Genomic DNA, 13616 nt, shown 5'->3' with positions numbered 1-13616 from the left:
GCAGGAAAACGTGACAAATGAGGGCGAGGCTCAAATGGCGCGATCGTGCGTTACCAATCCTCGCCTGCCCGGCCGTGCAAGCGGCCGGGCCTTAGCTCGAATCTGGTCGAGACACTCCCGGATTATCCTCCCCCGAGTTCCCTCTCCGTCTGCTGTATCGCGACATCCATCGGCGAGACGATTGCTATCTGGACGTCTGCAGGTCCCGCCCGTCCCGGCGCGCTGCGCGATCTTCCCAAAACACCAGAACGAGGCCACTCCCCCGCTCGCGCTCGGCTGCCCTGACCTGTGAGCTCGGCAGCAGAAAACTGTCCGTCTTTGCGCTGGTTCAAACAACCCGGCCCCCACTTGCTCTTAGGCTCGACGCCGAGAATGCCGGATCGAGCTTGCCCAGAGGCGGAAGTGCCGCCACGCAACCTTGGGCATGGAGCAAATGCAATACGAACAGCGGACCCTGCGATGACATTGGCCCAATCCAAAGAGGAGATCAGCGGCGCGATCGAGCGCATGCATAGTGCGGTGCTGAGCAGCGCAATCGACTGCGAATGCCGAGACCGCGTGGGCAAGGCGCTGCGCGACATCGAAAGGCTCGAGCGAGAGCGGATCGAGCGGAACCTGCTTACCGCGGCCGGCGGGCAGCGCCAAAGGATCGAAGCACTTCTGGAACTGCTTCGTGATTTCGACCCGAACGAAACAGACGCCATCGACGACGGCACCTTGGCCGAGGTGGGCCTGCTCTTCGCCGATATCGCTGCAGCCGCAGAGTTGGGGCCTATCTGCTACGACAGTCGCGCCAGCTGCCGGAGAAATGAGCGTGCTTCTTGAAACGCTGCAAGACGACAGCGCAACCGGCGGCTCTGATCGGCGCTGATGCATCCATCCAGCCCTCCGGCGATTGCGCCGCATATGTGGCGCGCAAAAATCGAATGGCGCGGCGCGCAAGGTCAGTTGGCAGGAAGATTCTCATTACCTGCGTTCTATCCCCCCAGCAACGTCGATGGGCCGACCAGTGGGTGGGGAGTTTCGTGTCGATATGACCCGTGCTATTTTCCAGCCAGGGTGGCGGGGGCGGACGAGTGCAATCGTCTTCAGAGCAATATTTCGAGAAGCTGGATCACGTCCGAGCGTTGGCCGCCTTCATGGTGTTCACTTGGCACTTCATCCATGCTGCCGGCGTTCCAGTAGGCTACGTCCCGACCTTGCCGCTGCTCTCATTACTTGAGGAAGGCCATACCGGCGTTTCGCTCTTCATGACCCTGAGTGGCTACCTGTTCGCCAAGCTGCTGGACGGGAAACGGATCATCTATAAAAACTTCCTGCGGAACCGGGCCGTCCGCCTCCTGCCCTTGTTGGCGGGAGTCCTGTTACTGAAGGCCACGAACTGGGTTGCCAATGGAACACCGGTTCAAGAGGCCGCGGCATGGATCGCGATGGGAAGCATACTTCCAAGGTGGCCGAACGGCGCTTGGAGCATCGCGGTAGAATGGCACTTCTACCTCGTCCTCCCTGCGCTTCTCTTCGCCATCGGCCTACGACGGGCATCGGCGCTGATCCTGATCTCAGCGGCCATCATCTTGCGACTTAGCCTGTTCATCGCCGGCTGCGAGGTCCAGCCGCTTGGCTACTGGACAATCATCGGCCACTTCGATCAGTTCGTCGCCGGGATATATGTCTGGCACCTCTATCGAGGTGAACGCGTGCAGCCGCTGGTATTCATTCCGGTCGCCTTGGCGTTTGTCACTTTCTACCACTGGTTCAACATCAGCGGCGGATTTTACGGGACGCAAGCATCGCCGGTATGGATCTATCTTCCCGCTGCGGAGGCCGCTTTCTACTCTGTGATGATTGCCGCCTACGATGGATCGAAATTCACGATGCCCAAAGGGCTGTCGGCCCGGATCTCCTTCGTGGGCACGGTCTCCTATTCGATCTACCTGCTTCACTTTTGGTACTATGGCCCCGTTGCAAAAACGGTGATGCATTACCTGGGGCCTATGTCATTTGGACTTTCGCTCGTGGTTTCCCTGCTGGCTTTTGTGCTCTTCTTGCCTATCGCAGCGCTGAGCTACCGATGCATCGAACAGCCGTTCTTGAAGCTCCGCACCACATACGCACGGCGAGGCTCTTCTGCGCCATCAACTCATCACGCCGACGTTTCCGCGCCGATCGTGTAGAAGCTTCCGGACGCGATCAGGTTCGAGTATTCCGCCGCGACCCAGGCGCCGAAAAGTGTGCCGGCATCACCCACCAATTTGCCGCCCCACTCTCAAGAGTCCGGGTTGAAGCATGCCGACCAGCCGACGGCAAAAAGCTGCTCCGGGTTCGTCTTTCATGCGGTTCTTCCTTTCGACCAGATGTTCCTTCCGGACCCCGATTGCCCCCTTTTTTGACTGTTGAGACGCAGATAGCGCCCGCAGGTGTAGGGGATGCATCGGCACACGAAGAAGCGCGGGACCGGGGAACCGGAATCCGCGCCTCCAAGCCTGCGGGAGAAAGGTTAGAAACGGTCGACGTCGACGATCGCCTCGGCAAAGGCGAACGGCGCCTCCTGCGGCAGGTTGTGGCCGATGCCGCCGGTGATCAGCCGATGCTCGTACTTGCCTGAGAACCGCTTGGCATAGGCCGCAGGATCCGGATGCGGAGCGCCGTTGGCATCACCCTCCAGCGTGATGGTGGGGACGGTAATGGTCGGGAATTCGGCGAGCTGCTTTTCGAGGTCGTCATACTTTGCTTCGCCCTCGGCGAGACTGAGGCGCCAGCGGTAATTGTGGATCGAGATGTCGACATGGTCGGGGTTCTCGAGCGCCTCGGCGCTCTTGTCGAAGGTGGCATCGTCGAAATTCCACTTGGGCGAGGCAAGCTTCCAGATCAGCCTGGCGAACTCCTTGTGGTTCTGCTTGTAGCCGGCATAGCCCCGCTCGGTGGCGAAGTAGAACTGGTACCACCAGGCAAGCTCGGCCTGCGGCGGCAGCGGCGTCCTGTTCGCCTCCTGGCTGCCGATGAGATAGCCACTGACCGAAACCATGGCCTTGCAACGCTCGGGCCAGAGGGCGGCGATGATGTTGGCGGTCCTCGCGCCCCAGTCGCAACCGCCGATGACTGCCTTCTCGATCTTGAGGGCGTCCATCAGAGCGACCATATCGGCGGCAATCGCCGCTTGTTGGCCGTTGCGAGGTGCGTCGGCGGAGAGAAACCGGGTCGTTCCGTAGCCGCGCAGATAGGGCACGATCACGCGATAACCGGCATTTGCCAGCAACGGCGCAACGTCCACATAGGTGTGGATGTCATAGGGCCAGCCGTGCAGCAGGATCACGACCGGAGCGTCGCTGGCGCCAATTTCGGCATAACCGACGTTCAAGACACCCGCATCGATCTGCTTGATTGCAGCAAAGGACTTGTTCGTTCCGGGGGTGATGGCCGGCAGGCGCGCAGCCTCGCTGTTTCCCGATTGCGCTTTGGCGGCGCTTGCCGAAACGAACTGCGTCGCCGCCAGCGAGAGCGCGATTGCGCCGATGAAACGGCGGCGTGGGTGGTTGATTTCGTCCGACATGACTGCCTCCGGTGAACTGAATTGCCATCAGATATGGAGTGCCGGTGTATCGCGGTCGTGTGCTCAGCAGCTCACATTGAAAGCGCATGTAGAAAAGGCAGATCTCGGATACACTCTCATACAATCGTCCTGGAGCCGCTCTCTGCCGTCTAAGATCAGACGATGCCTTCGCGCGCATTGCGCCGGATCGTCTGCGGTGGCTGTCCGAGCGTACGCAGAAAAGCCCGACGCATGCGGTCGCTGTCGGCGAATCCGGTTTCCTCGGCGATCACGTCCATCGAGTGGCGCCCCTGCTCCATCAGCAGGCGCGCCGCTTCCACGCGCAAATGCTCGACCGCTTTCGCCGGCGACTGTCCGGTTTCGGAACGGAAGGCCCGGCTGAACTGGCGCGCACTCAATCCTGCAGCATCCGCCAGTTCCTCGACGGACAAGACGTTGCGCAGGTTGGCCTTGGCATAGTTGACCGATTTCTGAATGCGATCCGACTTCGGGTCCAGTTCGAGCAAGGCGGAAAACTGCGACTGACCTCCGGCGCGTCGGTGATAGACGACCAGCTTGCGGGCGACCTGGCGCGCGACGTCCTCGCCATGATCCTTCTCGATCATCGCCAGCGCCAGATCGATGCTGGCCGTCATGCCGGCAGAGGTCCACACACTGCCATCGACGATGAAGATCCGATCTTCCTCGACCTGCACCTCGGGGAAACGCTCCCGCAACTGACGTGCGAATACCCAATGGGTCGTGGCGCGACGGCCGTCGAGCAATCCGGACTCCGCCAGGATGAAGGCACCGGTGCAAGGCGCGGCCACCCGCCGCGAGGCCTTCAGCGCGTGGCGTGCGAAGGCGACCAGTCCGGAAGATACCGGTTCGATTTCGGTGCCCGCGCCAAACATGACCGTGTCATAGATCGTCTCGTCGAAGGCTTTCGTCAGGACGCCGAAGCCGGCGGACGACTTGATCTCGCCGCCGAACTCCGACAGCAATTCGATCTCGTAGGCCTGTTCGCCGAGCGCCAGATTGGCGATTTCGAAGGCGGTGACCGCCGCGAACCCCATGAGCTGGAACCTTGGAAAGACGACGTAGCCGATCCGGTGCATGTCAAACACCCTGTCTGGAATGGTCGTTTATACCATATTTGCGCCATAGGGGAAACGCGACGGTCGAGGCTGCTGCCTATTCGGGAAGCGGCTTTCCGGCCTGCTCCGCGACCATGTATTCGGCATACCAATCCGGCCAATTGTGATCGTGCTCACCGCCATTGCGTTTCTCATGCTCGCCGTGCGCGGCGGCGGCGCGACGCAGTGCTGCGGCAAGATCAGCAACCGAAGCGAAGCCCGTAACGTCGCCATCGACACGTCCGGGCAAACGCTCGGTCACTTCCTGAAGCAGCCAGCCGTTACCGTCGGGGTCGCTGAAGGTCGCGTAGGAGCGGTAGCTGCGGCGCGCCGGATCGCGACCGACGATCGGCGGCTTTCCGGGGCCTTCGCGGTGGAACACCTCGCTTACCTCGGCGCCGCGTTCAACGAGTTCGGCACGCGCGGCTTCAATATCCGAGACGACGAGATAGAGACCGCCGGCCGAGCCGGGAGTGGCCGAGGTCAGTCCCGTGCCGAAGTGGATCGACGCCGGCGAGCCCGGCGGCGTGAACTGGACGACGCGAAACGCATCGCCGACGGGAAAGTCGGCATCGAGTCGCCAACCAAGACGACCGTAGAAGGTCTTGGCGCGATCGACGTCCGAGACCGGAATGACGGCGACCTCGAACTTCAGGTCAACCGAAGGCGCTTTGTTGTTGCTATCTGCACGTGTCATAACACTTCTCCTGTTGTTGCGACGGCGGGCGCGCTTGCCGCACGCCCCTTTCCGTCAGCTCGGTTGACGCAAGGACTTGAAGGAAGCTCTCAGTTCATCGACAAGCGCCTCCGGTTGTTCCCAGGCTGCAAAGTGTCCCCCCTTGGCGAGGCGATTATAATGGATAAGCTTGGGGAACGCCTTCTCCGCCCAGGACTTCGGTGCCTGATAAAGCTCGTCCGGGAAGGCGCTGACGGCCACCGGGATCTGCACGCCCTTCGGCTGGAAGAAAGCGAGCTTGTTCTCCCAATAGAGACGCGCCGACGATACGGCGGTCTTGGTCAGCCAATAGAGCGCGATATTGTCGAGCACGTCATCGCGCGTCAGACCCTCTGACTGGCCATCGAAGACGCGGGCGATCAGTTCGTAGCTGCGGGCGTCATGGTCGAGCATCCAGCTCGCAAGGCCGATCGGGGAGTCTTCGATGCCATAGAGCGTCTGCGGACGCTTGCTCATCTCCTGGGCATAGGACAACCCGTTCCTGTAGAAGAAATCGAGCTGATCATAGGCATGGCGCTCGTCGGCCGAAAGATCGGATGGTGCCGGGCCGCCGGCATCGAGGCTCTTCTGGATATCGGCCGGAACGGTCGCCGGCATGTTGGTGTGAATTCCGAGCAAGCCGGCCGGCCGCTGCAGAGCCATCTGCTCCGTGACCGCGTCCCCCCAGTCGCCGCCCTGCGCGACATAATGAGTATAGCCGAGACGCTGCATCAGCACCGCCCAGGCCCGGGCGATCCGGACGGGATCCCAGCCGCGTTCATTCGGCTTGCCGGAGAAGCCGTAGCCCGGCAGCGAGGGAATGACGATGTCGAAGGCATCAGCCTCGCTGCCGCCATGGGCCGTCGGATTGGTCAGGGGATCGATGATCTTCAACTGCTCGATGATCGAGCCGGGCCAGCCGTGGGTGATGATGAGAGGCATCGCATTCTTGTGCTTCGACCGCACGTGAATGAAATGAATATCGACCCCGTCGATATTGGTGACGAACTGCGGCAGGTCGTTGAGCTTCTTCTCCAGCTTCCGCCAATCGTACTTGGTCGCCCAATAGTCGGCGAGCTTCTGGATGGTGGCGAGTTGCACGCCCTGGGTGCCGTCGTTCACCAATTCACGATCCGGCCACCTGGTGGCCGCGATGCGCTGCTTGAGGTCGAAAAGCGCGGCGTCGCTCGCATGGAACTGGAACGGCCGAACGGATTCGTCGGCCGCTTGCTTTGCGGCTACCACGATTGGAGCACCGCCCGCCGAAGAAGCCCCTGCGGCATGGGCAGCGAGCGGAGGAAGCAGGATTGCGATCGCTCCCGACAGCGCGAAGGCGGCCAAGCGATTGCCCTTGGCGATTGGCAAATAGCGTCTGGACATCATCATTCTCCTGGTTCGAGTGTTGAGGCGATGCCGACGGCATCGCCGTGCAATTCCGGGATGGGAGGAGCCGGAAGGAGATCGGGGCTATCCCCCGACGTTGTAGCGAGCGGCGGGTGCGCTCCTGGAAAGGTTCGGCATGAGTTTCTGCCGGGCCGCCTCATAGGCCGCCCAATCACCGGCATCCGGCAGCGCCGGAATGGTGATCACTTCGCCCTGATCGAGGCCGGCAAGCGCTGCATCGACCATGTCCTCGGCCTGCATGACGATCTCGCTCGGCACATGGTCGAGCGGCGTACCGGCGATGCCCCAGAAATCCGTCGCGGTCGCACCGGGCAGCACGGCCTGGATGCGGATGTTGTTGCCAGCCAGTTCTTTCTGCAGCGACAGAGTGAACGCCAATACGAAGGCCTTCGTACCACCGTAGACGCCGTTCAGGAGTTCGGGCGCAACACCGACGATCGAAGCGATATTGACGATCGTGCCGGTACCGCGTGCGACAAATCCGGGCGCGGCCGCATAGGTCAGCCGCGTCAGGGCGCTGACATTCAGCGTGATCATGTCCTCCATCTTGTCGATATCCGACGCCAGCAACGGCGCGGTCGCGCCGACGCCGGCATTGTTGATGAGTGCCGTGATGCTCGCATCGCTCTGAAGCAGAGCTTCGATCCGCTTCAGACCTTCCTTCTTGCCGAGGTCTGCAGGCACGACCTCGATGGCGCGCCCGGTTTCGTCGGCAAGACGATTGGCCAGGTCATTCAGGCGCTCACGGTTACGGGCAACGAGGATGAGGTCGAAACCCCGGCGCGCCAGCCGATCGGCATAGATCGCGCCGATGCCGGAGGACGCGCCGGTGATCAATGCAGTTCCTTTGGAATTCGTGTTCATTTCAAGCTCCTTTGCCTTGGGTTTGGAGCCTCGATGGTAAGGCCGAATAGCGATGTCTCAAATGTCATAATTCCGGCATTTTAAGCCACTGCGCTCTGCAGTGAGGCTACCTTCATCCGCGAACACGCTGGCCCTAGAGGCCAGCATCGACTTCCTCGTGCAGAAACTCGTCCGGAAAGGCGGCGTCCTGCGACGGCGAGGCACCGCCGCTCACCACCTCGGACATCGAACTGGCAAAGATCGCCGCCAGGGCCCCGGGCTCTCTCGGATCACTGTCCCAGGCACAGGGCGTTGCTGCGAGCGCGGCAATGGCAAAAGCTGCGATGAAGGTGCGCATGGTCTGCTCCTGTTTTGATATGGGCTCACCGGTCCAAACCGATCTGGCCGCCAGTTTCGGGCTCGCACGTATTGCTGTTGTGTTCGGAGCGCCGCAAAATTGTATCGGCATGTACGGAGAGCCGCCGGAAATGCGGACCGCCGTCAGGCCATGTCCAGAGATCATCCAAAGGTGAAAACGAAGGCTTCGGCGCCAGGCTCGAGGAAGCGGATCTCAAAGGTCCGTTCGCGCGCTTCGCCGGATTGGCGGACGAGCTGGTAAAGGCGGGTCTCCGTGACGGCGCCCTTGCCCGCCGCATCGATATCCGAGCCATGGTCTCTTCCGGGCGGCGCCCCGTCGACCGTCACCTGAAACGGTACGGGCTTGCCGCCGGCGCGCGGGCCGAGCACCAGGTGCAGGTCGCGGGCATGGAACCGGTAGGTGATGCCGCCGCCAGCTTCGTTGAGGCTTGCCTGTTCGGCGCCGACCGTCCAGTTGCCGGTAAGGCCCCATTCATTGAGGCGCGGTTCGGCGACGGTGTAGTGCTTTGCTGTGTCAGCCGAGACACCTTCCGGCGAGCTGAAGTTCGCGGCCCGTGCATAGCCGATATAGGTCTCGCCGGAGCCAAGCCGGGCCAGGTCCGGCGACGCTTCAGCGCCCTTCGCATTCGGCGTGACGAACTCGTTTTCGGCCTTTTGCTTGCCTGCTGCTTCCGCGAGCAGATCCTGGATCACCCGCTCGGAGCCTTCATAGTCGCCCTCGCCGAAATGGGTGTAGCGGATCTGCCCTTCGGCATCGATGAAGTAGTGGGCCGGCCAGTAGCTGTTTGAGAAGGCGCGCCAGATGGCAAAGTTGTTGTCGATTGCCACGGGATAGGTGATTTTGAAGTCACGAACCGCCTTTTCGACGTTGTCGATCTGCTTTTCAAAGGCGAACTCTGGGGCGTGCACGCCGATGACGACGAGGCCCTGGTCGCGATACTTCTCCGCCCAGGCCCGCACATAGGGGATGGTGCGAATGCAGTTGATGCAGGAATAGGTCCAGAAGTCGATGAGAACAACCTTGCCGCGAAGCTCGGCTGGCGTCAGCGGCTTCGAATTCAGCCATTGAACGGCGCCATCGAGCGACGGGAACGTGCCTTCTACAGGAAGGTCGCTGCGAAAGGCCGCTTGGCGCCTATCCTTCGCAGCAAGAGAAAAGCGGGTGCCCGCGACGTCCACAGGGGCGGCATTGCCACTCAACTTATCGAGAATTGCCTGTTCGAAGCCGGCGGTGCCCGCATAGGAAAGGCGTGCCAGTAGTCCGGTATCGAGGCCAAGAGCGATCGCCGCCACGCCGGCAAGGACCGCAACGCCCAAAACCTGGCGGATGCGGTCCCCAACCCCAAGGAAGCGCTTCATCACCGCAAACACGCTGGCGCCGGCAAGGACCGCGAGCGCCAGTGATGTGGCCGCGCCGCCCGCGTAAGCCGTGAGCAGCAAGGTCGTATGAACATTTGCCCCGTTCAACGCCGCACCGGTCAGCACCAATCCAAGCACGGGACCGGCACAGGGCGCCCAGAGCAATCCGGTCGCAACGCCGAGGAGAATGGCGCCGCCGACGCTCCCCTTCTCCCCGGTTGCCGCTTTCCTGGACAGGCGATTGCCGAGCGCGACGAGCGGGCCCGTCGCGAAAGCGGCGGCACGCGTCGACAGAAGCGTCACGCCAAAGACCGCGAGCAACGCGATCGCGGCGTAGCGGCCAAACGCGTTCGCCTGTACCGCCCAGTTACCCCCGAGTGCGGCAAGCGAAGCGACGCCCGCAAAGGTCACGATCTTGGCGAGCAGCATCGGAAGAATGCTCGTGGAAAAAGGCTGCCCTGCCCGCGCAAACACAAATGGCAGAACCGGGAGGATACAAGGGCTGACGATGGTCAGCACGCCTGCGAGATAGGCTACAACGAACAGGATCATCATCGTTCTCCGCACTGGATCGATGCGGGCATCGATCGCCTTGACATGCGCGGCAGAGAACCATCGCGACGTATCGCGGATGTTTTCGATCGGGGCGGATTTGTATCGTAGTGCAGCAGGGCACCTTGATCGTCACATGATCCTTGGCATTCGGCTCGGCAGCCCTGCCTTCCCGCTTTCCGCAGAATGTCCGCACCATAGCCGGAGGGACGTAACGCCGCGCATAGCGTGCCGCGGCCGGGCCTTCTCGCTATCGTGGTGCGGCACTCTCGCTGCCTGCAGACAGGGCAGCCTCAATTGCGCAGTTCGATCCATACCGGCGCATGATCACTCGCGCCTTCCAGACCGCGGATTTCCCGGTCGATGCCCGCGCCGATGAGTTTGCGGGAGAGCTTGCGGCTGAGGAGCATGTGGTCGAGCCGAAGCCCGGCATCGCGCTGCCAACGGTTCCGGCGATAATCCCAGAACGTAAAAAGCTCCTGCTTCGGATAAATCTTGCGCAGCGCATCAAGCCAGCCCTGATCAAGAAGCTCGCGAAATGCTGCGCGGGTTTGCGGCTGGACTAGGGCGTTGTCATCATAGGAGGTGGTCGGGTAGATATCGCGCGGTTCTGGCACGATGTTGTAGTCGCCAGCAAGCACGACCGGCAGGTTGAGGGCATAAAGCTCGGCGGCATGTTTGGCCAGGCGCTCATGCCAGGCGAGCTTGTAGGCGTATTTCGGGCCGGGCTGTGGGTTACCGTTGGGCGCATAGAGGCAGGCAACCAGGGTGCCGCTGACGGCGGCCTCGATGTAGCGCGCCTGGCTGTCCGATGGATCGCCGTCGAGCCCGACGCGGGTCAAGACCGGCTCGCTGTCGCGGGCGAGGATCGCCACACCGTTCCAGGCCGATTGTCCCTGCCAGACCGCGCCATAACCGGCCGCCTCGATGGCCGATCGCGGAAACTGGCGGTCGGTCGCTTTCAATTCCTGCAGGCAGACGATATCGGGCTTGGCCTCGCCCAGCCAGGCGATCAGGTTTTCGAGCCTCTTGTTGATGCCGTTGATGTTGAAGGTGGCGATCTTCATCCCGGCGTCAAGATCATTGCGTCAGCCGCGCGGCCCAGGCTGCAACCGCGTCGGCCACGGTCCTCAGGTGATCTGCCGTCGAAAAGCCGGAAATGCTCTTGCGCGGCTTGAGATCATGGTCGCCGTCCTCGAGCCACAGGACTTCGATCGCATCGGAAAGCGTATAGCCTGGAACCTCCTCGCGCGTGCCGAACTCGTCGCGGGTTCCCTGGCAGATCAGGGTCGGCGTCCTAAGGCCGGCCAGGTGCTTCGTGCGCAACTGCTCGGGCTTTGCCGGCGGATGGAAGGGATAGCCGAGGCAGAGAAGCCCGATGATCTTGCCGGTCGCATGAAGATCGTCGGCGATCATGCTGGCAACCCGCCCACCCATCGATTTGCCGCCGATGACGAGCGGACCTTTCGCGCCGAGCGCGTTGACGGCGGCCACATATTCCGGGTTGAGGGTTTCAGCGCGCGGCGGCGGCTTGCGTCCCTCCGACGTTCGTCTTGCCGCCATATAGCCGAACTCGAACCGCGCGACGCGAAAGCCCGCGGCGGCGAGCGCCTTGGCGGTCGCGTCCATCGACGCGGAATCCATCGGCGCGCCGGCACCGTGGGCGAGCAGAATTGTGACGGGCGCATCCTCAGGTCCATCGAACAGGAACTTTTCGCCCATCTCAGCCTGCCGTTCTTGGACGCAGATGCAGATCGACATACTGCACGCCGCGTTCGGCCGTTCGCGCCCACTCGCTATCGCTGTCGAGTTCGAGATAGCGGCTCCACCAGCGTCTGGCCTCCGCAAGGTCGCCGGCATCAAATTCGAGTTTTGCCAGATTGAAAACGGCGTCGGCATAGTTACCGTCGAGTTCGATCGCCTTCCTGAGGTGCCTGCGGGCGGCGTCGATCCGTCCCCGCTCGCTCATCAGCCCGGCCAAATTGAACCAGGCCTCGACAAAGGATGGATCGAGCTTGATTGCCCGGGCATAGTCATGCGCCGCATCCAAGTCCCGCCCCGCGGCCTTGAGGCAGTTGGCGCGGTTGAAAGCCGCGACTGAATCCGTTCGGTCCATCGCGAGGTAGCGCTGGTAAAAGGCGGCGGCTTGCTCATAATCGCCATTCGCCTCCGCCTCCTCAGCGAGATCGAAGAGGTCCTCCAGGGCGGCATCGTCGGGCGTGTCGAGATCGAAGAGCAGCTGTCCATTCAGCTCACTCAGCCCCGCGGCGCTGCGAGCATATATCGTATTGGTACCATCGTGATGCAGGGAAAGCGCCGTCAGCGAGGCGACCTGTCCGGAGCGATGCACGGACCGGGCGATTGCACCCCAACTCGCCCCGCTCGTGATCAGTTCTGCATATTTCCTGGCGAGGATCAGGTCGCGGAACGAATAGGGTTCGCTGTCATGCTCGAAGGCATCGAACAGGGACAAGAGATCGAAAACCCGTGGGGAGAGCTTGGCCTGATCGACCAGCGACTGGCGCGTCAGCGCCGATGCCACCGGCACCGACAGCAGCCCCAAGAGACGGAGAAAGCCATTCTCGCTGACGAGCCACCGCCCGGCTGCGCACTCCGCCTCGAAGCGGGCTTCGATTTCAGCTTCGGTCCACTTCGTCAGCAGGCTGCGGCCGAACACGAGATATGTCGTCTGCCGTGTGACGCCACGCCGCAAATGCCCGAATTGTCGCTCGACCTCCCGCGCCACGAGCCGTCGTGGGAAGGCCGAGAGAGCACCGACGATACCGAATGTCTGGCCAGCAACCGCCATCAGGCTTTCTTCTTCGCGGTCGACTTGGCGGTCGTACGCTTGGCCGGGGCTGCCGCCTTGGCGGTTTCCTTGGCCGCCGGTTCGGCCTTGGTCTTGCTCTTTGCCGGCGGCTTCGACTGCGAAAGGCTCGCCTTCAGGGCGTCCATGAGATTGATGACGTTGCCGCGTTCAGGTGCTGCGGCAATGATCGGCTTGTGGCCTTTGAGCTTCTCGCGGATCATCTTCATCAGCGCGATCTCGTAACGATCCTCGTAGTTCTTCGGATCGAAGACCGTCATCTTCTGCTGGATTAGCGCTTCGGCAAGCTGCAGCATTTCCGGGTCGGGATGACCGACAGGAATGTTGCCGAAATACTCAGCCGTTCCGCGCACTTCGCTCGGATTCCTCAGCGTGCACACGAACATCCCCGTCTCGCGTGCGCCGATGGTCACCACCCGCTCGCGGCTCGAAAGAACCAGCCGCGCGATCGCCAGCTTGCCGGTCCTCTTCAGCGCCTCGCGCAGGACCACGAAGGTTTCCTCCGCCATCGCGCCATCGGGTGCCAGATAATAGGGCGCGTCCTGGTAGATCACGTCAACGGAGCCTTCATCGACGAAGGCCTCGATGTTCATCGTGTGATTGGATTCGATCCTGACGCTTTCGAGATCGCTGTCCTCGATGATGATGTATTTCTTGTCTTCGTATTCGTAACCCTTGACCAGGTCCGAACGCTCGACGAGGCCGAGTTCGGGATCGACCGGCTTCATGTTGATCCGGTTGTGGGTGTCCTTGTGAAGCTGATTGAAGCTGATCCGTTCGCTCGAACTGGTCGCCGGATAGAGCCTGACGGGACAACTGACGAGACTGAGTTTGAGATAACCCTTCCAACTTGCCCTGGGCGCCATGATTGTC

Annotated in this window: 13 protein-coding genes; 2 read left to right on the top strand and 11 right to left on the bottom strand. The window is 61.9% G+C overall.

Annotation, left to right across the window (positions count from 1 at the left end; genetic code table 11):
* Positions 1 to 459: 459 nt before the first annotated feature.
* The gene (locus AC1Z3V_RS12225; protein ID WP_483499199.1) at positions 460 to 825 is read left to right on the top strand and encodes a hypothetical protein; all 366 of its coding nucleotides are present in this window, start codon (positions 460 to 462) and stop codon (positions 823 to 825) included.
* A gap of 251 nt (positions 826 to 1076) precedes the next feature.
* Positions 1077 to 2174, top strand: a complete 1098-nt coding sequence (locus AC1Z3V_RS12220; RefSeq protein WP_483499197.1) for an acyltransferase family protein — start codon at positions 1077 to 1079, stop codon at positions 2172 to 2174.
* Positions 2175 to 2497: 323 nt separating this feature from the next.
* On the opposite strand, the gene AC1Z3V_RS12215 is transcribed toward AC1Z3V_RS12220, so the two are convergent.
* The 11 genes from AC1Z3V_RS12215 to ku all read right to left on the bottom strand — a co-directional run bounded on the left by AC1Z3V_RS12215 (position 2498) and on the right by ku (position 13609).
* Positions 2498 to 3550: an alpha/beta fold hydrolase gene (locus tag AC1Z3V_RS12215; RefSeq protein ID WP_483499195.1), complete on the bottom strand. Its 1053-nt coding sequence runs from the start codon at positions 3548 to 3550 to the stop codon at positions 2498 to 2500.
* Between the two features lie 155 nt (positions 3551 to 3705).
* Complete coding sequence (locus AC1Z3V_RS12210; protein WP_483499193.1) at positions 3706 to 4647, bottom strand: GlxA family transcriptional regulator; 942 nt, start codon at positions 4645 to 4647, stop codon at positions 3706 to 3708.
* A 76-nt stretch (positions 4648 to 4723) separates the two neighbouring features.
* Complete coding sequence (locus AC1Z3V_RS12205; RefSeq protein WP_483499191.1) at positions 4724 to 5362, bottom strand: VOC family protein; 639 nt, start codon at positions 5360 to 5362, stop codon at positions 4724 to 4726.
* Positions 5363 to 5416: 54 nt separating this feature from the next.
* Positions 5417 to 6760 carry an epoxide hydrolase family protein gene (locus tag AC1Z3V_RS12200; RefSeq protein WP_483499189.1) on the bottom strand — a complete coding sequence of 448 codons (1344 nt, stop codon included), beginning with the start codon at positions 6758 to 6760 and terminating at the stop codon, positions 5417 to 5419.
* Between the two features lie 87 nt (positions 6761 to 6847).
* Entirely contained in the window at positions 6848 to 7648 is an 801-nt protein-coding gene (locus AC1Z3V_RS12195) for an SDR family NAD(P)-dependent oxidoreductase (RefSeq protein ID WP_483499187.1), read from the bottom strand.
* Between the two features lie 133 nt (positions 7649 to 7781).
* A complete protein-coding gene (locus AC1Z3V_RS12190) occupies positions 7782 to 7985 on the bottom strand; it encodes a hypothetical protein (RefSeq protein WP_483499185.1) in 204 nt (67 codons plus the stop codon).
* Between the two features lie 161 nt (positions 7986 to 8146).
* Complete coding sequence (locus AC1Z3V_RS12185; protein WP_483499183.1) at positions 8147 to 9916, bottom strand: cytochrome c biogenesis protein DipZ; 1770 nt, start codon at positions 9914 to 9916, stop codon at positions 8147 to 8149.
* 293 nt (positions 9917 to 10209) lie between these two features.
* Positions 10210 to 10983, bottom strand: a complete 774-nt coding sequence (gene xth / locus AC1Z3V_RS12180) for an exodeoxyribonuclease III (protein WP_483499181.1) — start codon at positions 10981 to 10983, stop codon at positions 10210 to 10212.
* 13 nt (positions 10984 to 10996) lie between these two features.
* On the bottom strand, positions 10997 to 11638 hold the full coding sequence (locus tag AC1Z3V_RS12175) for an alpha/beta hydrolase family protein (protein WP_483499179.1): 642 nt from the start codon (positions 11636 to 11638) through the stop codon (positions 10997 to 10999).
* Position 11639: 1 nt separating this feature from the next.
* Positions 11640 to 12725, bottom strand: coding sequence for a tetratricopeptide repeat protein (locus AC1Z3V_RS12170; RefSeq protein WP_483499177.1), 1086 nt, complete (start codon positions 12723 to 12725; stop codon positions 11640 to 11642).
* Positions 12725 to 13609, bottom strand: a complete 885-nt coding sequence (gene ku, locus AC1Z3V_RS12165) for a non-homologous end joining protein Ku (protein WP_483499175.1) — start codon at positions 13607 to 13609, stop codon at positions 12725 to 12727. Before ku ends, AC1Z3V_RS12170 begins: the two co-directional genes overlap by 1 nt.
* Between the last annotated feature and the right edge of the window lie 7 nt (positions 13610 to 13616).

The sequence above is a fragment of the Ensifer sp. 38_S197 genome (genome assembly GCF_056924495.1).
This window is presented reverse-complemented; position numbering and strand designations above follow the sequence as displayed.